The 21,326-nt window shown below is 74.4% G+C and carries 16 protein-coding genes; 4 read left to right on the top strand and 12 right to left on the bottom strand.

Going from position 1 to position 21,326, the window contains the following annotated elements; translation table 11 throughout:
- Positions 1-40 precede the first annotated feature (40 nt).
- From cydC to deoC, 9 genes are all read right to left on the bottom strand, one after another.
- Entirely contained in the window at positions 41-1,822 is a 1,782-nt protein-coding gene (gene cydC / locus AB0883_RS09830) for a thiol reductant ABC exporter subunit CydC (RefSeq protein ID WP_366640854.1), read from the bottom strand.
- Positions 1,819-3,495 (bottom strand): thiol reductant ABC exporter subunit CydD, encoded by a 1,677-nt coding sequence (cydD, locus tag AB0883_RS09825; RefSeq protein ID WP_366640853.1) that lies wholly within the window; start codon positions 3,493-3,495, stop codon positions 1,819-1,821. Before cydD ends, cydC begins: the two co-directional genes overlap by 4 nt.
- The gene (locus AB0883_RS09820; RefSeq protein ID WP_366640852.1) at positions 3,492-4,499 is read right to left on the bottom strand and encodes a cytochrome d ubiquinol oxidase subunit II; all 1,008 of its coding nucleotides are present in this window, start codon (positions 4,497-4,499) and stop codon (positions 3,492-3,494) included. Before AB0883_RS09820 ends, cydD begins: the two co-directional genes overlap by 4 nt.
- Before the next feature lie 10 nt (positions 4,500-4,509).
- Positions 4,510-5,760, bottom strand: a complete 1,251-nt coding sequence (locus AB0883_RS09815; RefSeq protein WP_366640851.1) for a cytochrome ubiquinol oxidase subunit I — start codon at positions 5,758-5,760, stop codon at positions 4,510-4,512.
- A 254-nt stretch (positions 5,761-6,014) separates the two neighbouring features.
- Complete coding sequence (locus AB0883_RS09810) at positions 6,015-6,920, bottom strand: M56 family metallopeptidase (RefSeq protein ID WP_366640850.1); 906 nt, start codon at positions 6,918-6,920, stop codon at positions 6,015-6,017.
- 10 nt (positions 6,921-6,930) lie between these two features.
- Complete coding sequence (locus AB0883_RS09805; protein ID WP_366640849.1) at positions 6,931-7,395, bottom strand: BlaI/MecI/CopY family transcriptional regulator; 465 nt, start codon at positions 7,393-7,395, stop codon at positions 6,931-6,933.
- A gap of 192 nt (positions 7,396-7,587) precedes the next feature.
- Complete coding sequence (locus AB0883_RS09800) at positions 7,588-8,412, bottom strand: aldehyde dehydrogenase family protein (RefSeq protein ID WP_366640847.1); 825 nt, start codon at positions 8,410-8,412, stop codon at positions 7,588-7,590.
- Positions 8,405-9,835, bottom strand: coding sequence for an aldehyde dehydrogenase family protein (locus AB0883_RS09795; protein ID WP_121396645.1), 1,431 nt, complete (start codon positions 9,833-9,835; stop codon positions 8,405-8,407). Before AB0883_RS09795 ends, AB0883_RS09800 begins: the two co-directional genes overlap by 8 nt.
- A gap of 6 nt (positions 9,836-9,841) precedes the next feature.
- Positions 9,842-10,801 (bottom strand): deoxyribose-phosphate aldolase, encoded by a 960-nt coding sequence (gene deoC / locus AB0883_RS09790; RefSeq protein WP_366640846.1) that lies wholly within the window; start codon positions 10,799-10,801, stop codon positions 9,842-9,844.
- Between the two features lie 132 nt (positions 10,802-10,933).
- Here deoC and upp point away from each other — a divergent pair, with 132 nt between their 5' ends.
- Both upp and AB0883_RS09780 read left to right on the top strand, forming a co-directional pair.
- The gene (upp, locus tag AB0883_RS09785; RefSeq protein WP_089002050.1) at positions 10,934-11,566 is read left to right on the top strand and encodes a uracil phosphoribosyltransferase; all 633 of its coding nucleotides are present in this window, start codon (positions 10,934-10,936) and stop codon (positions 11,564-11,566) included.
- A gap of 77 nt (positions 11,567-11,643) precedes the next feature.
- The gene (locus AB0883_RS09780) at positions 11,644-12,321 is read left to right on the top strand and encodes a GPP34 family phosphoprotein (RefSeq protein ID WP_366640845.1); all 678 of its coding nucleotides are present in this window, start codon (positions 11,644-11,646) and stop codon (positions 12,319-12,321) included.
- Between the two features lie 229 nt (positions 12,322-12,550).
- On the opposite strand, the gene AB0883_RS09775 is transcribed toward AB0883_RS09780, so the two are convergent.
- Both AB0883_RS09775 and AB0883_RS09770 read right to left on the bottom strand, forming a co-directional pair.
- A complete protein-coding gene (locus AB0883_RS09775; RefSeq protein ID WP_366641697.1) occupies positions 12,551-14,275 on the bottom strand; it encodes a phospho-sugar mutase in 1,725 nt (574 codons plus the stop codon).
- Between the two features lie 48 nt (positions 14,276-14,323).
- Positions 14,324-16,492: a protein kinase gene (locus AB0883_RS09770; RefSeq protein ID WP_366640844.1), complete on the bottom strand. Its 2,169-nt coding sequence runs from the start codon at positions 16,490-16,492 to the stop codon at positions 14,324-14,326.
- Positions 16,493-16,697: 205 nt separating this feature from the next.
- Between AB0883_RS09770 and AB0883_RS09765 the strand changes: the two genes are divergently transcribed.
- Positions 16,698-18,281: a methylmalonyl-CoA mutase family protein gene (locus tag AB0883_RS09765; protein WP_366640843.1), complete on the top strand. Its 1,584-nt coding sequence runs from the start codon at positions 16,698-16,700 to the stop codon at positions 18,279-18,281.
- Positions 18,282-19,073: 792 nt separating this feature from the next.
- Entirely contained in the window at positions 19,074-20,333 is a 1,260-nt protein-coding gene (locus tag AB0883_RS09760) for an amidohydrolase (protein WP_366640842.1), read from the top strand.
- On the opposite strand, the gene AB0883_RS09755 is transcribed toward AB0883_RS09760, so the two are convergent.
- Positions 20,290-21,300, bottom strand: a complete 1,011-nt coding sequence (locus AB0883_RS09755) for a DUF4349 domain-containing protein (RefSeq protein WP_366640841.1) — start codon at positions 21,298-21,300, stop codon at positions 20,290-20,292. The two genes, AB0883_RS09760 and AB0883_RS09755, sit on opposite strands and share 44 nt — an antisense overlap.
- Positions 21,301-21,326: the final 26 nt, after the last annotated feature.

Genomic DNA, 21,326 nt, shown 5'->3' with positions numbered 1-21,326 from the left:
CCCGACCCGGAACCGGGCGGGCGCGACGGGCCGGGCGGGGTCAGGGGCGCAGCGCCAGGTATCCGCGTTCGGCCGCCTCCTGGATCAGCCACTGGTCCCGGTACCAGCCGGGGGCGGCGACCAGCTCCGCGTGCCGGCCGCGCTGGGCCACCCGCCCGCCGTCCAGGACCACGATCTCGTCCAGCTCGGCGAGCCCGCTGAGCCGGTGACTGATCAGCAGCACGGAGTGCCCGGCCGGGGTGGCCGCCAGCGCGGAGGCGAGCACCGCGTCGGCGGCGGCGGGGTCGAGCCCCTCGGTCGGCTCGTCGAGCACCAGCACACCCGGCGCCGCGAGCAGCGCCCGGGCCAGCGCGAGCCGCTGCCGCTGACCGCCGGAGAGCTGGCCGCCCTCCTCGCCGACCACGGTGTCCCAGCCGTCCGGCTGCTCGCGTACCCAGTCCAGCAGCCCGGCCGCCGCGGTCGCCGCCGCCAGCTCCTCCTCGCCGGCGGCGGGCCGCCCGAGCAGCAGGTTCTCCCGCACCGAGGCGTGGAACACGTACGCCTCGGCGAGCAGTCCCCCGACGGCGCGCGGCAGGTCGTCGGCCCGGTACGCCGACAGCTCCCGCCCGTCGAGGGTGACCCGTCCGTGCGCGGGGCGCACCGCGCCGGTGAGGACGGCGGCCAGGGTGCTCTTGCCGGCGCCGCTGGGCCCGACCACCGCGACCCGGCGGCCGGGCGGCAGGTCCAGGCTGAACCCGTCCAGGGCGGGCGGGGCGCCCTCCCGGTACCGGACGGTGACCTCCTCGAACCGGACGTCGTACGGCCCGGGGCCGACCTCCGCGCCGTCGGAGGCGGCCGGACCGGCCGGGGCGTCCAGCAGGGCGGCGACCCGGGTCAGGCCGGTGCGCAGCTGGGTCCACTGCCGGGCGGCCCCGACCAGCGCCAGCGCGATTTCGACGGCGGCGAGCGTGCCGACCGCCAGGACGCCGACCAGCACCCCGTCCACGTCGTCGGCGAGCGCGGCGAGCACCACCGCGCCGGCGGTCAGCCCGGCCACCAGCACCCCGGCCGCGTCGACCGCGAAGCCCGTGGCGGCCAGTCGCCGCTCCAACCGGGCCAGCCGGCGGGCCCGTACCCCGGCCGCCTCCAGCGCGTGCCCGGTGGCGCCGAACGCGGCCAGGTCGGCGGCGCCGTGGGTGAGGTCGACCGCGTCGGTGGCGAGGGCGCCGCGCAGCGGCGCCAGCTCGGCGGCGGCGCGCCGGGTCAGCGTGGTGGCCAGCGCGGGCAGCGCCACCCCGGCGACCAGCAGCCCGACCGCGAGCACCCCGGCGGCGGCCGGCGACATCAGCGCCGCCCCGCCCACCGCGAGCACACTGACCAGCGCCGCCGCCGAGGCCGGCACCAGCACCCGCAGCAGCAGGTCCTGGACGGCCTCCACGTCGGAGACGAGCCGGCTCAGCGCGTCGCCGGAGCGCTGCCGTGCCGTCGGGCGGGTGGCGAGGGTGCCGAAGACCCGGGCCCGGACGTCGGTGATCAGCCGCAGCACGGCGTCGTGCCCGGCGAGCCGTTCGGTGTAGCGCAGCACGCCCCGGCTGATCGCCAGCGCCCGGACCGCCACGATCGCCACGGTGAGGCGGTCCAGCGGGGGCTGGCCGGCGGCGCTCATCAGCAGCCAGGTCGCCGTGGCCATCAGGGCGAGGCCGGCGAACTCGGTGGCGGCGGCGAGCAGCCCCGCGCCGAGCAGCCGGTTCAGGTACGGCCGGGCCAGCCGCAGCACCGCCCGCTCGGCGGAGCCGGCGCGGCCCGGCGCGGCCCGCCCGCCGGACAGGGGCTCGTCGGTCATCGGGTCGCCTCCCCGGCCGCCGTGGGCGTCAGCTCGGTGACCCGACCGTCCTCGACGCGCAGGATCCGGTCCGCGTCGGCGAGCAGCGCCGGCCGGTGCGCCACCAGCAGCGCCGTCCGCCCGGCCACCAGCCGGCGGGTGGCGTCGAGGACGACCGCCTCGGCGGCGGTGTCCAGCCGGGCGGTGGGCTCGTCGAGCAGCACCACGGGCGCGTCCCGCAGGAACGCGCGGGCCAGCGCGACCCGCTGCCGCTGCCCGCTGGAGAGGCCGTGCCCGCGTTCGCCGAGGACGGTGGCGAGCCCGTCGGGCAGCCCGGCGACCACGTCGTCCAGGGCGGCGTCGTGGACCGCCGTGGCGAGCGCGGCGTCCGGGGTGTCGGGGGCGCCGAGCCGGATGTTGTCGGCCAGCGAGGCGGCGAAGAGGTGGGCCCGCTGCGGCACCCAGGCCACCTGGCGGCGCCAGCCGTCGGCGTCGGCGTCGGCCAGGTCCACCCCGCCCACGGTGACCCGGCCGGCGGTCGGGGTGACGAAGCCGAGCAGCAGGCCGAGCAGGGTGCTCTTGCCGGCGCCGCTCGGCCCGATCACGGCGACGCGCTCGCCCGGCCGGATGGTCAGCGTGACGTCGCGCAGGGCGGTGGTCCGCTCGTACGCCACGGTCACCGCCTCGAACCGGAGCTCGCCGCGGCCGTCGGGGACGCCCGCGCCCGCGCCGGGCGTCGGCGCGGGCGCGGCGGCCGACAGGGTCAGCGCCTCGTCCAGCGCGGTGAGCCCCTCCATGCTGGCGTGGAACCGGGCGCCGGCCGCCCGCAGCGGCAGGTACGCCTCGGGGGTGAGCAGCAGCACCAGCAGCGCGGTCTGGAGGGTCAGCCCCCCGCCGAGCAGCCGTACGCCGACCGGCACGGCGACCAGCGCCACCGAGAGGGTGGCCACCAGCTCCAGCACCAGGGCGGACAGGAACGCGATCCGCAGCGTCTTCATGGTCGCGACCCGGTGGCCGTCGGCCATCCGACGGACCACCTCGGTCTGCGCCCGGGCCCGGCCGAACGCGCGCAGCGTGGGCAGCCCGGCGACCATGTCGAGGAAGTGCCCGCCGAGCAGGGAGAGCCGCCGCCACTGCCGCTCGGTGGCGGCCTGCGCCTGCCAGCCGAGCAGCGCGCCGAAGATCGGGATCAGCGGCAGGGTGACCGCGATGATCAGCGCCGAGCTCCAGTCGGCGACGAAGATCCGGGCCAGTACGGCGAGCGGCACGGTGACGCTGAGCACCAGCTGCGGCAGGTAGCCGGTGAAGTAGGCGTCCAGCGCGTCCAGCCCGCGCCCGGTCAGCGTGGCGAGCTGCCCGGCGCGCTGACCCGCGACCCAGCCGGGGCCGTGCCGGCCGACCGCCGCGAGCAGGTCGGCCCGCAGCGCCGCCTTGACCGTCGCCGCGACCCGCGCCGACGCGGTGCCCTGCGCCCAGACCAGCAGCGACCGGGCCGCCACCGCGGCCGCGAAGCCGGCCAGCGCGGGCCGGTCGAGCCGTCCTTCGAACGCGGTCGCCAGCAGCGCGGCCAGCGCCGTGGCCTGCGCGACGACCAGCCCCGCGGCCAGCACGCCGAGCAGCGCGAGCATGGCGAGGTCGCGTCGGGCCCCCGGGACCCGACGCAGCAGACGCGGGTCGAAGGGACGGCGGTTCACCAGTACACCGGTGCCCTGCCGTCGGTCCGTCCCCGGAACACCCACCAGCACATCGCCTGAAAGCCTAGTAGGGCCGGCAGGAGCGGCAGCGTCACCCAGCCCAGCAGCCGCAGCGTGGGTGTGCTCGCCGCCGCGTCGGCCACGGTCAGTGACGCGCCCGGGTCGACCGTGGAGACGAGCGCGTAGGGCCAGATGGTCGCGCCGGCCAGCGCCACCGGCAGCGCCAAGGACGCGCAGGTGGCGGCGAAGGCCAGCCCCGGACGCCGCCGGGCGAGCGCCGCCCGGGCCGTCAGCAGCGCCGCGACCAGCAGCGACAGCAGCAGTACGCCCACCACCGGCTGCCGTGCGGCGGCGCGTACGTCGGCGGAGAGCAGGCCCAGGACGGTGGCCGCGCCGACGGTGGCCAGCGCCACCGGGACGAGCCGGGCGGCCAGTCGCCCGACCGGCGCGGCGTCGGCAGCGGGCAGCCGGAGCGTGAGGAAGGTCGCACCGTGCAGCGCGACCAGCGCGACGACGGCGAGCCCGGCGGCGGCCACGAACGGGGTGAAGAGGTGGGTCACCCCGGCGACGTGGCCGTCGGCGTGCAGCGGTACGCCCTGGAGCAGCCCGGCCAGCACGGCGCCCCAGCCGAGCGCGGCGAGCACGCTGCCGACGACCACGACCCGGTCCCACCAGGCGCGGGCCCGCTGCCCGTCGGGGCGGCTGCGCAGCTGCACGCCGGCGGTCACCAGGACGACCCCGGTCAACGCGCCGAGCACCGCCGGGTAGAAGCCGGAGAGCAGTTCCCCCTCCAGCACCGGGAAGGCGCCGAACAGGATGCCGACGGCGGCCACCAGCCAGACCTCGTTGCCGAGGAAGAACGGGCCGACCGCGTTGAGCGCGGCGCGGCGGCGGGCGGGGTCGGCGCCCCGGGCGAGCAGCAGGCCGACGCCGTAGTCGTAGCCGCCGAGCACCAGGTAGACGGCGAAGAAGAGGCCGAGCAGGGCGTACCAGGCGAGTTCCACGGTCGTCTCCTCAGGCGAAGGCGGGCTCGGGGTGGGGGTCGGCCGGCGGCTGGTCCGGTTGCCGGCCCAGGGCCGGGTCGTGCGCGCCCCGGGCGGCGTGCCGGGCCAGCAGCACCCAGTTGGTGACGGCGAGGGCGCCGAGCAGCAGGCTGAAGCCGATCAGCGAGGTGAGCATCAGCCAGGGGCTGACCGGCGACACCGCCTGGTCCACGGGCAGCAGCCCGTACGCGGCCCAGGGCTGGCGGCCGACCTCGCGGGCGATCCAGCCGAGGATCATCGCGACGAACGGCAGCGGCAGGGCGAACTGGAGGATCCACAGCGGGACGCGCAGCCGGATCACCCAGTCCCGCCAGAGCAGCGGGAGCATCAGCCAGAGCAGGCCGAGGGTGAAACCGATCAGGATCATGAAACCGAGGCCGACGTTGGCGAGGGCCGGCGGGGTGTAGTCGCCGGGGCCGAACCGGGCGGTCCAGTCGGCGATCAGCGGCGCGGCGGCGGGGTCGTCGCCGAACTTGGTGGGCTGCACGTCCCCGATCGCGAAGAACTGGGCGAAGCCGAAGGCCTGCACGAAGAAGATCGCGACCGCCGAGGTGATCAGGCCGATGCGTAGCCCCTTGCGGTGCAGGGCGAAGTCGTCGGTGCGCCGGACCAGGTGCCACGCGCTGACCGCCGCCATCAGCATGCCGCCGACGAGCAGCGCCGCCGTGACGACGTGCCCGAGGGCCATGCGGAAGGTGGGGTTGTCCAGCAGCGCGGAGAAGTCGGTGAGGTGGGCGACCCCGTCGCGCACCTCGTAGCCGACCGGGTTCTGCAGCCAGGAGTTCGCCACCATGATCCAGAACGCCGAGGCGTACGCGGTGATCGCGACGCCCCAGAGCAGGGCGAGGTGGACGCCCCGACGTAGCCGGTGCCAGCCGAAGATCCACATGCCGAGGAACGTCGACTCCAGGAAGAAGGCGACGAGCGTCTCAATGGCCAGCGGCGCCCCGAAGACGTTGCCGACGTAGCGCGACAGCCCGCTCCAGTTCAGCCCGAACTGGAACTCCATCACGATGCCGGTGGCGATGCCGAGCACGTAGTTGATCACGTAGAGCTGGCCCCAGAATCGGGTCAGCCGCTCGTAGACCGGCTTGTTCGTGATCACCCAGGCGGTCTGGAGACCGACCAGCAGGGTCACCAGGCCGAGGGTCACCGCCACGAAGAGGAAGTGGATCGACGTGGTGGTGGCGAACTGCAGGCGGGCGAGGAGCAGGGTGTCCATGGCCGGCTCTCCGTACGGTTGGCTCACTTGTCGTAGCGAGCCTACACGTAGGTTCCCTACGCATGACTACTATGGCCCGTCGTAGATGATGCTACGACGAGTTGTAGTAGCTGTGGGGGAGGGTGGGGCGCCGGGCGGGTCGCGTACGCGGGCGTCCGGCCCCAGCATGTCCGGACGCGATCCACGCGGCGGTAACTCCACCGTGCGCCAGAGGGCGCTTCGAGGGGCCGCGCGCCGCCGGCGGGCCCGCCCGGTCAGCTCAGGAAGAGGGAGACCGGCAGGGCGGCCACGTTGGTCGCCACGACCAGCGCGGCGGCCCCGAGCAGCCGGGGCGGCCGGTCGGCGACCAGCAGCCGCTGCACCCGGACGTCGAGGTCCCGGTCGCCCAGCCCGAGCGTGCCGGCCGGAGTGATCCGGTTGCCGGCCGCGGCGAACCGGCGCAGCGCACCGGCCAGCGGGGCGTCGGCGTGCGCCTCCCGCGCCTTGTCGTCGGCCCGCATCTCGACCAGCAGGGCGACCCGGTCGTGTGCCTCGCGGACCCAGGCGAACCAGGGCAGCGCCCGGCTGAGCGCGGTGAACGGCAGCAGCACCAGGTCGTGCCGTTCCTGGGCGTGCGCCCGCTCGTGGGCGAGCACGGCCGCCAGCTCGGCGCTGTCCAGCAGGTCGAGCGTGCCCGCGCTGACCACCACCCGGGGCTTCATCCCGGGCAGGCAGTACGCCGCCGCGCTCGGGTGGTCGAGCACCAGCGCCCCGGGCACCGTCGGGTCCCGGCGGGCGACCAGGGCGAGCAGGTCCCGGTGCCGGCGCTGGGCGCGTACGGTGCCGTGGATGCTGCGGACGGTCGTGGTCAGCAGGACCGCGCCGATGCCGAAGCCCACCCCGACGGCGGCCAGGTGCGGCGCGCCCAGCCCGACGGGCAGGGTGCCGTGGGCGAGGTCGGTGGCGAGGGCGACCAGCGCGCTGCCGGTCGGGCGGTCGTACGCGGACAGGCCCAGCGCCATCGGCACGCCCATGGCGGAGAGCCCGAGGGCCAGCCCGACCGCCTGCCAGCAGACGATCGCGACCCGGGGGCTGCGCCACGTCCAGGTGGAGCGGGCCAGCACCTGCGCGGTCAGCCAGCAGGCCAGCATCGACGCGGCGAAGTGCAGGGCGTACGCCACGACCGCCGCCCTACCGGTCCGCTGCCGTGTCGGCCCGGGGCGGTCGGCCGACCCCGTCGACCGACGGCGCCTCGACGCGACCGGTCAGCGCGTCCCCGTCGTGCCCGGCCCCTTCGGCCTCGGCCCCGAGGGCGGCGCGCAGCACCTCGGCCTCGGTGCCGGTCACCGAGCGGGCGAAGCGCACCAGCGCGGCGTCCCGGCTGCCGCCGAGGTCGAGGGCGTCGAGCATGAGCTGGGCGATGTACTGCTCGCGGCTGGCGGCGGCCCGGTAACGCCAGGCCCGCCCCTCCCGCTCGCGCTGCACCATGTCCTTGCCGGCGAGCCGGTCCAGCACGGTCATCACCGTCGTGTACGCCAGCTCGCGGCCGTCCAACGCGTCGGCGACCTCGCGCACGGTGATCCCGCCCGACGTGCCCGGGACCGAGTCCCACAAGACGTCCATCACCGCACGTTCGAGATCACCAAGCCGAGTCACGCCGCAATCCTACCCCCGGTAGTAGACCCGCCCCGCCCCGCACACCACAGCAGCCCACCGAGGCAACACCTGAGAGCTGAACCCTCCCACGAACCTGTCCGCGGACGGTCTTCCGGGGAGCCCGCCCGCGCAGGGATCAAGCCTGACCGCCGGAGCGGGCGGGGCTCCCCGGAAACCCAGGACAGCGAACCGTCACACCCCCTTGGGGTGCCAGACGGTCTTCGTCTCCAGCAGCGTGGTCATCCGGGTGACGCCCGGGTCGGCGGACCAGTCGTGGTCGGCCGGGGCCGGCCGGAGCACCCGCTTGAGGTTCTGCGCCGCCTTGATCTCCAGCTCCGTGGCCAGTTCGGCGTCGGCCACCCCGGTCAGGTCGATGGCGTTGACGTCCATGTGGGCGGCCAGCGCCGGCACGGTCTCGGCGATCCGGCCGGTGAGCAGGTTGACCACGCCGCCGGGCAGGTCGGAGGTGGCGAGCACCTCCGCCAGGGTCACCGCCGCCAGGGGCTGCGTCGGCGAGGTCGCCACCACCACGGTGTTACCGGTGACGATCGCCGGGGCGATCACGCTGACCAGGCCGAGCAGCGCCGGGGCCTCGGGGGCGACCACGGCCACCACGCCGGTCGGCTCGGGCGCCGACAGGTTGAAGTACGGCCCGGCGACCGGGTTGGCGCCGCCGTACACCTGGGGGAGCTTGTCGGACCAGCCGGCGTACCAGACCCAGCGGTCCACGGCCGCGTCGACCTCGTCGCCGGGCACGCCGAGGGCGACGAACTGCTCGCGCCGGCCCTCCAGCATCTCGGCGACCCGGTAGAGGATCTGACCCCGGTTGTACGCGGTCGCCCCGGCCCAGCCCTTCACGGCGGCGCGGGCGGCGACGACGGCGTCCCGCGCGTCCTTGCGGGAGGCCAGGGAGACATTCGCGTCCTGCACGAGATACGACCGTCCCGACTCGCTGCGCGGGAACTTCCCGCCGATGAAGAGCTTGTACGTCTTGCGTACCGCGACCCGCTCAGACATTGAGGTAGCCCTCCAGCCCGTGCCGGCCGCCCTCGCGACCGTAGCCCGACTCCTTGTAACCGCCGAACGGCGAGGTGGGGTCGAACTTGTTGAACGTGTTGGCCCAGACCACCCCGGCGCGCAGCCGGTCGGCCATCCACAGGATCCGGGAGCCCTTGTCGGTCCAGATCCCCGCCGACAGCCCGTACGGCGTGTTGTTGGCCTTCTCGACGGCCTCCGCCGGGGTGCGGAACGTCAGCACGGACAGCACCGGGCCGAAGATCTCCTCGCGGGCGATCCGGTGCGCCTGGGTGACCCCGGTGAAGATCGTCGGCGCGAACCAGAAGCCGCGCTCCGGCAGCTCGCACGGCGGCGACCAGCGCTCGGCGCCCTCGGCGGAGCCGGCGTCGGACAGCTCGCGGATCCGCGCCAGCTGCGCGGCCGAGTTGATCGCGCCGATGTCGGTGTTCTTGTCCAGCGGGTCGCCGACGCGCAGCTGGGCCATCCGCCGCTTCAGCGACTCCAGCACCCGGTCGGCGACGTTCTCCTGGATCAGCAGCCGGGAGCCGGCGCAGCAGACGTGCCCCTGGTTGAAGAAGATCCCGTTGACGATGCCCTCGACCGCCTGGTCGACGGGGGCGTCGTCGAAGACGATGTTGGCCGCCTTTCCGCCCAGCTCCAGGGTGAGCTTCTTGCGGGTGCCGGCCACGGCGCGGGCGATGGCCCGCCCCACCTCGGTCGAACCGGTGAAGGCGACCTTGTCCACGCCCGGGTGCTCGACCAGCGCGCGGCCGGTCTCGCCGGCGCCGGTGACGATGTTGACCACGCCGGCGGGCAGGTCGGCCTGCTGGCAGATCTCGGCGAAGAGCAGCGCGGTCAGCGGGGTCGTCTCGGCCGGCTTCAGCACCACCGTGTTGCCGGCGGCCAGCGCCGGGGCGATCTTCCACGCCAGCATCAGCAGCGGGAAGTTCCACGGGATGACCTGCGCGGCCACGCCCAGCGGCTTCGGATCGGGGCCGAAGCCGGCGTACGGGAGCTTGTCGGCCCAGCCGGCGTAGTAGAAGAAGTGCGCGGCGACCAGGGGCAGGTCGACGTCGCGCGACTCCTTGATCGGCTTGCCGTTGTCCAGGGACTCCAGCACGGCCAGCTCGCGGGAGCGCTCCTGGATGATCCGGGCGATCCGGAAGAGGTACTTGGCCCGGTCCCGGCCGGACATCGGGCCCCAGACCTTCTCGTACGCCTGGCGGGCGGCGCGGACGGCGCGCTCCACGTCCTGCGCGCCGGCCTCGGCGACCTCGGCGAGCACCTCCTCGGAGGCGGGGTTGACCGTCTTGAACGTGCCGCCGTCGGTGGGGTCGACGAACTCACCGTCGACGAAGAGCCCGTAGGAGGCTTTCAGGTCCACCACCGAGCGGGACTCGGGGGCGGGTGCGTATTCGAACATCGGCTCTCAGTCCAGGGTGAAGTAGTCGGGACCGGAGTAGGTGCCGGTCGTCAGCTTGGTGCGCTGCATGAGCAGGTCGTTGAGCAGGCTGGATGCGCCGAACCGGAACCAGTCCGGGTCCAGCCAGTCCGCGCCGACGGTCTCGTTGACCATCACCAGGTACTTGATCGCGTCCTTGGTGGTCTTGATGCCGCCGGCCGGCTTCACGCCGACCTGCCGCCCGGTGGCGGCCCGGAAGTCGCGCACCGCCTCCAGCATCACCAGGGTCACCGGCGGGGTGGCCGCGACCGGGACCTTGCCGGTGGAGGTCTTGATGAAGTCGCCGCCGGCCAGCATCGCCAGCCAGGAGGCGCGCCGCACGTTGTCGTACGTGGCCAGCTCGCCGGTCTCCAGGATGACCTTGAGGTGGGCGTCCCCGCAGGCCTCCTTGGTGGCCACGATCTCGTCGTAGACCTCCTGGTAGCGCCCGGCGAGGAAGGCGCCCCGGTTGATCACCATGTCGATCTCGTCGGCGCCGGCCGCCACGGCGGCGCGGGTGTCGGCGAGCTTGACCTCCAGCGGGGCCTGGCCGGACGGGAAGGCGGTCGCCACGCTGGCCAGGTGCACCTTGCTGCCGCGCAGGACCTCGGCCACGTGCCCGACCATCGCCGGATAGACGCAGACCGCGCCCACGTGCGGGCAGGACGGGTCGGCCGGATCGGGGCGCAGCGCCTTGGCGGCGAGGGCCCGCACCTTGCCCGGGGTGTCCGCCCCTTCGAGGGTGGTCAGGTCGACCATCCGGATCGCCAGGTCGATGGCCTGGGCCTTGGCGGTGGTCTTGATGGAGCGGGTGCCAAGCTGTGCCGCCCGCTGCTCCGCGCCGACCTGGTCCACGCCGGGCAGGCCGTGCAGGAAGGTCCGCAGAGCGGTCTCGGATCGTCCCAACTCGGAGAGCTCCGACCGGGCCGACGTCGCTGTCGCCGTCATGCCCCGAAGTCTACGCACCCGGCCGGACAGTGATCTTGGTCACCGTGCCGCCGGTGGCGCGGTGGTGAGCGAGGTCGCCCGTCCGGCCGCACCCGCAGTGCCGGGACCGGTGGACCGGTAGGTTGAGCGATCGTGGACGTACACGTCATTGACCATCCGCTCGCCCAGTCGCGGCTGACCGCCATGCGGGACGCGCGCACCGACTCCTCCTCGTTCCGGGCGGCGCTGCACGAACTCACCACCATGCTGGTGTACGAGGCCGCGCGCTCGTTCCCCGTCGAGAAGTACCCGGTGCAGACCCCCGTCACCGGCACCGAGGGCACCCGGCTGGCCAACCCGCCGCTGCTCGTGCCGGTGCTGCGGGCCGGCCTGGGCATGGCCGACGCCGCGCTCGGCCTGCTGCCGGAGTCCTCGATGGGCTTCGTGGGCCTGGCGCGCGACGAGGAGACGTACGAACCGCGCGCCTACATGGAGTCGCTGCCGCGCGACCTCAGTGGCCTGCCGGTGCTGGTGCTCGACCCGATGCTCGCCACCGGCGGCTCGCTGGAGCACTGCTGCCGGCTGCTGGCCGACCGCGGCTGCACCGACATCACCGTGCTCTGCGTGCTCGCCGCGCCCGTCGGCATCGAGCGGCTGGAGCGCTCCGGCCTGCCGCTGCGCCTGGTCACCGCCTCGATCGACGAGGGGCTCAACGACCGCATGTTCATCGTGCCGGGGCTCGGCGACGCCGGCGACCGCCAGTTCGGTGGCATGCCCCGCTTCTGAGGTCCGTCGCGCGGCTGCGCGTGAATCCGTGCGCGAGTCCGTGCGCGGGATGCGCGCAGCCGCTACCGTCTCCGGCCATGACTGGTGTTGCGCTCGCCGAAGAGCTGCTTCTCCTCGCGTACGACGACGAGACCGGCAAGGCGACCATGCCGCGGATCAGCCTCGACCTGGGGATGGCCGCCGCGGTGCTGATCGAACTGGCCCTGGCCGGCCGGATCGTGTACTCCGAGGGGTCCCTGGCGGTGGTGGACCCGACGCCCACCGGCGAGCCGCTCGTCGACGGGGTCCTCGCCCGCATGGCCGCCGACACGCCGCACAGCCCATCGTCATGGGTGCAGCGGCTGCGGCACGGCCTGCGCGACAAGATCCTCGGTGACCTGTGCGCCCAGGGCGTCGTGCGCGACGTCGACGAGACCGAGCTGGGCTTCATCCACGTGCACCGCTACCCGACGGTGGACCCGGCCGTCGAGGCGGACACCCGCCGCCGGCTCGCCGAGGCGCTGGCCAGCGGGGAACTGCCCGACGAGCGGACGGCGGCCCTGGCGACCCTGGTCGCGGTGCTGCGGATGGAGCCGGCGCTCGGCCTGACCGGTGACGCGGCGCGGGAGGCCCGGCAGCGGCTGGAGGAGATCGCCGGCGGGGCCGGCTTCTCCGGCACCGTCAGCATGGACGACTCCGTGGTCCGCCCCTCGGTCGGCCTCGTCGTGGCCGCCCTCGGCAGCGCCGTCGACGCCGCCCTGGGCCCCCGCCGCTGACCCACCCGGCTGGCCCACCCACCCCGGCCCCACCCACCGACTGCGGGCGGCTGCCGCCGCCCGGCCCCCCGGGCCGCCGCAGGCGCTGGTCCCCGACCACGGCAGGTCGCTGGCTCCGACCACCGCGGTCGCTGACTCCTGTCGATCAAGAGGTTCACGTCCTGGGAGGACGCTTTCCCTAACGCAAACCTCTTGATCGACAGGGTGGGGGCCGGGGTGGGGGTGGTGGTCAGAGGCCCAGGGCGTTGGCCATTTCGGTGCGGAGGGTGGCGATCGCGTCCCCTGCGCGGGTGCGGGCCGCGGCTACGTCGCCGTCCGCCACCGGCTCCACCACCTCCAGGTACGCCTTGAGCTTCGGCTCGGTGCCCGAGGGGCGGATCACCACCCGGGCGGCGCCGGTACGCAGGATCACCACGTCCGCCTCGGGGAGCAGGTCCTGCGCCTCGGTGACCGGCTGCCCGAGCAGCGTCGTCGGGGTTGCGGCCCGGATGCGGGCCATCGCGGCGGCGATCTCCCGCAGGTCGTCCACCCGCACCGAGAGCTGGTCGGTGTGGTGCACGCCGAACTCGGCGGCCAGCTCGTCCAGCCGGTCGGTCAGGGTGCGCCCCCGCGCCTTCAGCCCGGCGGCCAGCTCCGCCACGGTCAGCGCGGCGGTGATGCCGTCCTTGTCGCGTACGTGCTCGGGGGCGACGCAGTAGCCGAGCGCCTCCTCGTAGCCGAAGACCAACGGCTCGGCCCCGCCGCCGGCCCGGACGATCCACTTGAAACCGGTCAGCGTCTCGTCGTACGGCAGGCCGCGGGCGGCACACATCGCCCGCAGCAGGGACGACGACACGATCGTGGTGGCGTACAAGCCGGTCACGCCGCGCCGCATGAGATGGTCGGCCAGCAGCACGCCCACCTCGTCGCCGCGCAGCATCCGCCAGCCGGGCGGGTTCCCGTCGGGCTGGGCCGGGCCGGCGACCTCCGCCCCCGTACTCGCCGCCGGACCGGTGTCCCGGACGGCCACCGCGCAGCGGTCCGCGTCCGGGTCGTTGGCGATGGCGATGTCCGCGCCCGTCGCCTCGGCCAGCGCGACCAGCCGGTCCACGGCCCCCGGCTCCTCCGGGTTGGGGAAGGAGACGGTCGGGAACGCCGGGTCCGGCTCGGCCTGCTCGGGCACCACACCGGGCACGGGGAAGCCCGCCCGGGCGAACGCCGCGGTGAGCACCGCCGCACCCACCCCGTGCAGCGGCGTGTACGCCACCGCCAGGTCACGCGACCCGTCCGGGTCGATCACGGCGGTGGCCCGCTCCACGTAGGAGGCCACCAGGTCGTCGCCGAGCACCTGCCCGGCCGGTCCGAGCGGCACCTCGGCCAGCGGCCCGACCGACCGGATCGCGGCCTCGATGCCGGCGTCCGCCGGCGGCACGATCTGGGCGCCCGCGCCGAGCGCCCCGCCCAACTCGGCTCCGAGGTAGACCTTGTAGCCGTTGTCCTGCGGCGGGTTGTGGCTGGCGGTCACCATCACCCCGGCGACCGCCCCGAGGTGGCGCACCGCGTAGGCGAGCACGGGGGTGGGCAGCGGGCGGGGCAGCAGCAGCGCCGGGCGTCCCGCGCCGGTGGCGACCTGGGCGGTGCGCTCGGCGAACTCGCGGGAGCCGTGCCGTGCGTCGTACCCGATCACCAGCGGGCCGGTGCCGCCCTGGGCGGCGAGCCAGCCGACCAGCCCGGCGGCGGCCTGGGTGACCACCGCGAGGTTCATCCCGTTGGGGCCGGCGCGCAGCGGGCCGCGCAGCCCGGCGGTGCCGAAGGTCAGCGGGCCGGCGAACCGGTCGGCCAGCTCAGGGGCGCTCGCCGGCAGGCGGTCGAGCACCGCCCGCAGTTCCTCCCGGCTGGCCGGGTCGGGATCGTCGTCGAGCCAGCGCCGCGCTTGCTCGCGAATGTCGTCGATGTCAGTGGTTTCCGCCGGCATGTCTCTTGATAGCACGCCGGCGGATCACCACCGCGCTTCCCCCGGGGCTCAGCCGGCCTCGGTGAGCTGGAACGACTTCACCATCTCGTCGAAGATCGGCCTGCTGTCGGCGAACTTCGCGTCGGTCGAGGTGAGATAGAACGAGTAGACCTTGCCCTCGTGGACCACGCCGCGCCACACGCCGTGCCGCTTGGCCTCGCCCTCGCCGCAGGTGTACTCGAACTCGGCCGCCGACTTGCCGACCCACTGCACCTCGTTCATGGCGAGCTGGGCGTACGGCTTGGCGCAGGACTTGGAGCGGTTCTTCAGACCGTCCTCGGCGACCTCGGCCCAGCGCATCGAGTTGGTGCGGAAGTCCTCCACCAGGATCCGGACCTTGCGGCCCTCGTCCTCCGGGTCGACGTAGTCCACCCAGTTGCCGGCGCTCTTGATCTCCCAGCCCTGCGGCACCATGACCCGCACGCCCTTGCCGGCGTGCTCCTTCATCTCGGGTACGCCGGCGGCCGGGGCCTGCGAGGTCGGGGCGGCCTGCGGGACGGTCGGCGCCGGGTCGTCGCCGCCGGTGAACAGGACGACCGCCCCGATCAGCAGCAGCACGGCCAGGCCGCCCGCGGCGGCGAGCTGCACCTTGCGCGGCCAGCCCTTGACCGTGCCGACGAGCTGGTTGCCGACGGCGCCGACCCGACCGCCGATGCCGCCGCCCGAGCCGCCCGTGGCGGGCGCGGTGGCGGGAGTCGCCCACGGCTGTCCGGTGCCCGGCACCGACCACTGGCCGCCGCCGTACGTGCCGCCGAGGTGCTGGGTCGCCTCGGGCGGCGGTGCGCCGAAGACGGGAGGTCCGGCGCTCACCCGCTGGGTGGCCTCCGGCGGGGTGCCGAAGGTGGGCGTGCCCGCCTTCACCCGCTGGGTCGCCTCGGTCGGGCCGCTGAAGCCGACCAGGCCGGCGGCGTTGGTCCGCAGCTGCTGGGTGGCGTCCGACCCGCCGGACGCCATCCGCTGGGTCGTCTCGGCGCCGCCGTAGGTGCGGCCGGCCGGCGTGGACCCGCTCGGCGCCGGCATCGCGCCGGTGGGGGTGTGCAGCGGCCCGGCCAGGGCGTCGGCGCTGGTGTCCTCCATCGCCGCGGGGCTGGCGGGGAGCGCGGCCTGCGCGGGGCGCTCACCCCGGCGCAGCGCCGCCAGCCGGTCGGTGAGCGACTCGCCGGGATTGAGCATCGCCCGCCCGCCGATCTGCCCGCTCGGCTTCGGCTGCTCCGGCGCGGCGGCCGGCGGGGTCGGCACGGGCCGCTGCACCGGCACCACCGAGTAGGGGTCGGTCACCGAGTTCACCGCGGCGGCGTTGCTGGTCAGCGGGCCGGCGAGCAGCTCGCGCAGCATGGCCCGGGCGGTGTGCACGTCGAGGCGGCGGGCCGGGTCCTTCTCCAGCAGGCCCATGAGCACCCGGTCCAGCGGCCCGCTGCGCTGCGGCGGGGCGGGCGGGTCCTCGACCACGGCGTGCATGGTCTCGATCGGGTCGCCCTTGTCGAACGGGGGCCGCCCCTCCACCGCCGTGTAGAGCGTGACGCCCAGCGAGAAGAGGTCGCTCGGGGGGCCGAACTCCTGGCCCATCGCCCGCTCGGGAGAGATGAAGTGCGGCGAGCCGAGCACCATCCCGGGGGTGGTGAGCTGCACGTCGGTGGGCATCCGGGCCACGCCGAAGTCGGTGAGCACGCAGCGCCCGTCGGCGCAGATCAGCACGTTGGCCGGCTTGACGTCGCGGTGCAGCACGCCGATCGCGTGCGCCACCTCCAGCGCGCCGAGCAGCGCGATGCCGATCTTGGCGACCACCCGCTGCGCGACCGGCCCGTCCTCGATCACCATGTCGGCGAGGCTGCGGGCGTCGAGCAGCTCCATCACGATCCACGGCCGGCCGCCCTCGGTGACCACGTCGTAGACCTGGACGACGGCCGGGTGCTGGATCGCGGCGGCGGCGCGGGCCTCGCGCAGGGTGCGCTCGTACATGGCGTCGCGGTCGCTCGGGGCCAGCCCCGGGGGCAGGACGACCTCCTTGACGGCCACGTCGCGCCGCAGGAGTGTGTCCGTGGCACGCCAGACCGTGCCCATGCCGCCGTTGCCCACCGTCGAACGCAGCGAGTAACGGCCACCGATCGTCGTGCCGGGCGTCGCGCGTCCGTTGGGGGGACTGACTGGTCCGCCGCTCCACGTCGGGATCTGAGTCACAGAAAAGCCACCGGGGGAATTCGAGGGGGGCTGGGACACAACCCCCCTATCTTGCTGGTTCCGACGCCCGATGCGAAACCCGACGCGGCGGACGTTTACCGAACTGGACAGTACGTACCCGAACGTTCACCTCTCGTCGATGTCCGTCGACCGGTGTGCGGTATCCCTCACCCGCCGACGCCGTCGCGCGTCCTACCATCCGCTAATGAGCGAACCGCGGTCAAGCGAGTCCGGTTTCCCGATCAAGGGCGTCTACACGGCGGCGGACCTTCCGGACGACCTGGACTCCCGGCTCGGCGGCCCGGGCGAGTTCCCGTACGCGCGCGGGGTCTACCCCACCATGTACACCTCCCGCCCCTGGACCATGCGCCAGTACGCCGGTTTCGGCACCGCCACCGAGTCCAACGCGCGGTACCACCAGTTGTTGCGGGCCGGCACGATGGGTCTCTCCGTGGCCTTCGACCTGCCCACGCAGATGGGCTACGACTCCGACGACCCGATCGCGCACGGCGAGGTGGGCAAGGTCGGGGTGGCCATCGACTCGATCGACGACATGCGGCTGCTCTTCGACGGCATCCCGCTCGACAAGGTCTCGACGTCGATGACCATCAACGCCCCCGGCTCGGTGCTGCTCCTGCTCTACCAGTTGGTGGCCGAGGAGAACGGCGTCCCCGGCGCGGCCCTCAACGGCACGATCCAGAACGACATCCTGAAGGAGTACATCGCCCGCGGGACGTACATCTTCCCGCCGAAGCCCTCGCTGCGGCTGGTCGCCGACACCTTCGGCTACTGCCGCAAGGAGGTGCCGAAGTGGAACACCATCTCCATCTCCGGCTACCACATGGCCGAGGCCGGCGCGTCGCCCGCGCAGGAGATCGCGTTCACCCTGGCCAACGGCGTCGAGTACGTCCGGGCCGCGCTGGAGGCCGGGCTGGCCGTGGACGACTTCGCGCCCCGGCTGTCGTTCTTCTTCGTCGCCCGCACCACCCTGCTGGAGGAGGTGGCCAAGTTCCGGGCCGCCCGCCGCATCTGGGCCCGGGTGATGCGCGACGACTTCGGCGCCAGGAACCCGAAGTCGATGATGCTGCGCTTCCACACCCAGACGGCGGGCGTGCAGCTCACGGCCCAGCAGCCGGAGGTCAATCTGGTCCGGGTGGCGGTGCAGGGTCTCGGCGCGGTGCTCGGCGGCACCCAGTCGCTGCACACCAACAGCTTCGACGAGGCGATCGCGCTGCCCACCGAGAAGGCGGCCCGGCTGGCGCTGCGCACCCAGCAGGTGCTGGCGTACGAGACGGACCTGACCGCCACCGTCGACCCGTTCGCGGGCTCGTACGTGGTGGAGGCGATGACCGCCGAGATCGAGGCGGCGGCGACCGAGCTGATGGAGCGGGTGGCCGACCACGGCTCGGCGGTCGACGCCATCGAGGCGGGCTTCCAGAAGCGGGAGATCGAGCAGTCCGCCTACCGGATCGCGCAGGAGATCGACTCCGGCGAGCGGGTGGTGGTGGGCCTCAACCGGTTCACGGTCGACGAGGAGGAGCCGTACGAGCCGCTGCGGGTCGACCCGACGATCGAGGCGGCGCAGGCCGAGCGGCTGGCCCGGCTGCGTGCCGAGCGTGACGCCGGGGCGGTCGAGCGGGGGCTGGCCGAGCTGCGCGCCGCCGCGGAGGGCACCGAGAACGTGCTCTACCCGATGAAGGAGGCGCTGCGGGCCCGCGCCACCGTGGGCGAGGTCTGCGGCACCCTGCGCCAGGTGTGGGGGCTCTACCGCCCGACCGACCGGTTCTGATCATCCCGTCCGACGGCCGCCCGATCTCCCGCCGCGCCGGGGCAGGCGGCCGGCCGTCGGTGTCGGTCCGCCCTGTCGGCGGCGCTGTCCGCCGTCGGCGGCGGCCCGGGACGACACGGCGGTGGCCCGGGGCGGCACGGCGGCGGTGGGACCGATCTTCGCCGACCGCGTCGTAACCGGCCGGCCCACGTGCCGGTAACGACCGGCCCACGGGGCGTTTTCGCTGGTCGCGGGCGTACGGACGGAGCGCTACAGTCGGAGGAGGAGCTGCCGCCGACCGGCGGCGGCAGACGCGCGGAGCGGGCCCCGGCGACGCCGCCGGAGGGCTCGGCGCGCGACGCGGAGCGCCGTGGCCCACCGGCCGAGGCGTGTGCCGGACGGGTTCGGGGGTAACCCGACCGGGTGGACGTGGACGCACACGGTGTGCGGTTGGTCGGGGACGGAGCGTGTGACCGTCTCGGGTGCCCGCGGTTCGGGCGTGGTCGGGTAATTGTCGGAGTGTCAGTTCACCTGACCGACTAATGCGACAATTCGGAACGACGGTCCTTGAGATCGACACCGATTTCGAGGCCGCCGGTCCGGTTACGCGTTGTAGGAGGTGTGGGGCAGATGACGGCGTTCGACCGCGATCTACCTGCTGTCCCGCAGATCTGCGAGCGCTCCGAGCAGGGCATACGTGACGCTGTGCGGTCCGACCACTACCGGAACGAGGTTGCCCAGCGTCACCGTCGGAGGTCTAGGCTGTCTGCTGTTCCTGATGATCCATCCATCTCTAGCGAACGAGAATTCGACGTGACGAGTGCGTTGACGCTGCCCACCGGCAACCAGCTGGCGTCGTCCTGGCCGGAGGCGCCGTCCGGGTCCCAGCCCCTGCCGTTCGAGCTGGACCACCTGCTCGCCCTCCGGGTGCCCGGGCTGATCGCCACCCGTCGCCACCTCCACTCGCACCCGGAGCTCTCCGGCGAGGAGTTCGAGACGGCCGCCCTGATCGCCCGGGAGCTCACCCTGGCCGGGCTGAGGCCGCGGCTGCTGCCGAAGGGCAACGGGGTCATCTGCGACATCGACGGCCGCCCCGACGGCCCGGTGGTCGCGCTGCGCGCCGACATCGACGCCCTGCCGCTGACCGACTCGAAGGACGTGCCGTACCGCTCCACGGTGGACGGCGTCTGCCACGCCTGCGGTCACGACGTGCACACCACCGTGATGCTCGGCGTCGGCATGCTGCTGGCCCAGCTCGCCGACCTCGGCGAGCTGCCCGGCCGGGTCCGGCTGATCTTCCAGCCTGCCGAGGAGATCCTGCCCTGCGGCTCGCTGGAGGTCATCGAGGCCGGCGGCCTGGACGACGTGGTGCAGATCTTCGCGCTGCACTGCGACCCGAACCTGCCGGTCGGGCAGATCGGCCTGCGGGTCGGCCCGATCACCGCCGCCGCCGACAACGTCACCGTCCGGCTCACCGGCCCGGGCGGGCACACCGCCCGCCCGCACCTGACCGTCGACCTGGTCGATGCGCTGGGCCGCCTGATCACCGAGGTGCCGGCCCTGGTCAGCCGCCGGGTGCCGGCCAACAGCGGGCTGCTGCTGGTCTTCGGCCACGCCTCGGCCGGCACCCGTTACAACGTCATCCCCTCCGAGGCGTGCGCCTCCGGCACCCTGCGGGTGATGGACCGCGACACCTGGGAGCTGGCCCCCAAGATCGTGGGTCAGGTGGTGCGCGACGTCGTCGCCCCGACCGGTGCCACGGTCGACCTGGAATACCTGCGGGGCCGTCCGCCGGTGTGCAACGACTCCCGGGCCATCCAGGTCCTCACCGCCGCCACCGTCGCCGCGCTCGGGCCGGAGGGCGTCGCCGAGACCCCGCAGAGCATGGGCGGCGAGGACTTCTCCTGGTACCTGGAGTACGTCCCCGGCGCGCTCGCCCGGCTGGGCGTCGGCCGCTCCGGCCCGAACGTGGACCTGCACCGGGCCTCGTTCGACGTGGACGAACGGGCCGTCCCGGTCGGCGTACGACTCATGGTCCAGACCGCGCTGCGGGCACTGGCGGCGGCGCGGTAGGCGGCAGCGGCGCGGCCGGTCCGGTCGGCGCCGTCGGCCGTGGGGCCGTGCGCCGCCGCCGGCGCAGTACCACCAGCAGCACCGTCAGCGGTACGCCGATCGCCAGCAGCCACGGCAGCACCGCACCCAGCACCGTCAGCAGGATGGTCATGGAGGTCAGGAAGACCTTCCAGCCGCCCTCCAGTCCCACCAGGAAGCCGACCTCGGTCTCCTCGTCGGCGGTGCTCGCGTCCGGACCGACCAGCGACACGGTGATCGTCGACAGGCTGGTCAGGTCCGCCAGCCGCTCCTTCTTCGCCTCCAGCGAGGCGAGGTCGGCCTCCCGGCGGGACAGCTCGTTCTCCAGCGACACCAGGTCGCTGATCGAGGTGGCCCGGGCCAGCAGCCGGCGGGCGCTCTCCACCCGGGCGCGCTGGGTGGTGATCCGCGCGTCCAGGTCGACCATCTGCTCGGTGACGTCCTCCGTGCGGATCTCCCGCCGCTGCTGCCGGCCCAGCTTCGCCAGCTCGTCGACGACGCCGTAGAACTTCGCGGCCGGCACCCGCAGCTCCAGCTCGGCCCGCGCGTCCGCGTCGGCGCTGCGCCGCTGGTCACCGCCGACGAAACCGCCGGCCGCCGTGACCGCGGCGATCGCGCTCCGCGCCGCCGCGTCCACATCGTCCACCTGCACGCGCATCGTGCCGGTGTAGATGATGGAGCGCTGGTCGACCCGCAGGTCCGGTGCGCCGGCGCCGCTGCCCTGCTCGGCCTTGCCGCCGCCCTTCTCGGCCGCGTCGCCGCCCCGCTCGGCCGCGCCGCCCGCCTGGTCCGCCGCGCCCCCGGCCCGGTCCCGATCCGCCGGGGCCGCCGCCGGTGCGCTGTCGGCGTTGTCGCGCGCGTCGCTGCCGCAGCCCGCCAGCGCGAGCAGCGCCGCCAGCGCGGCGGCCGTCAGTCGTACGCCCCGACGTCGCCGTTCCCGTCCGTCCATCCCGCCTCCATCGTCCTCGCCCCCGT

Source organism: Micromonospora sp. NPDC047812, assembly GCF_040704175.1.
Taxonomy (GTDB): domain Bacteria; phylum Actinomycetota; class Actinomycetes; order Mycobacteriales; family Micromonosporaceae; genus Micromonospora.
The sequence above is the reverse complement of the archived record's forward strand: the minus strand, read 5'-3'. Positions and strand labels throughout refer to the sequence as shown.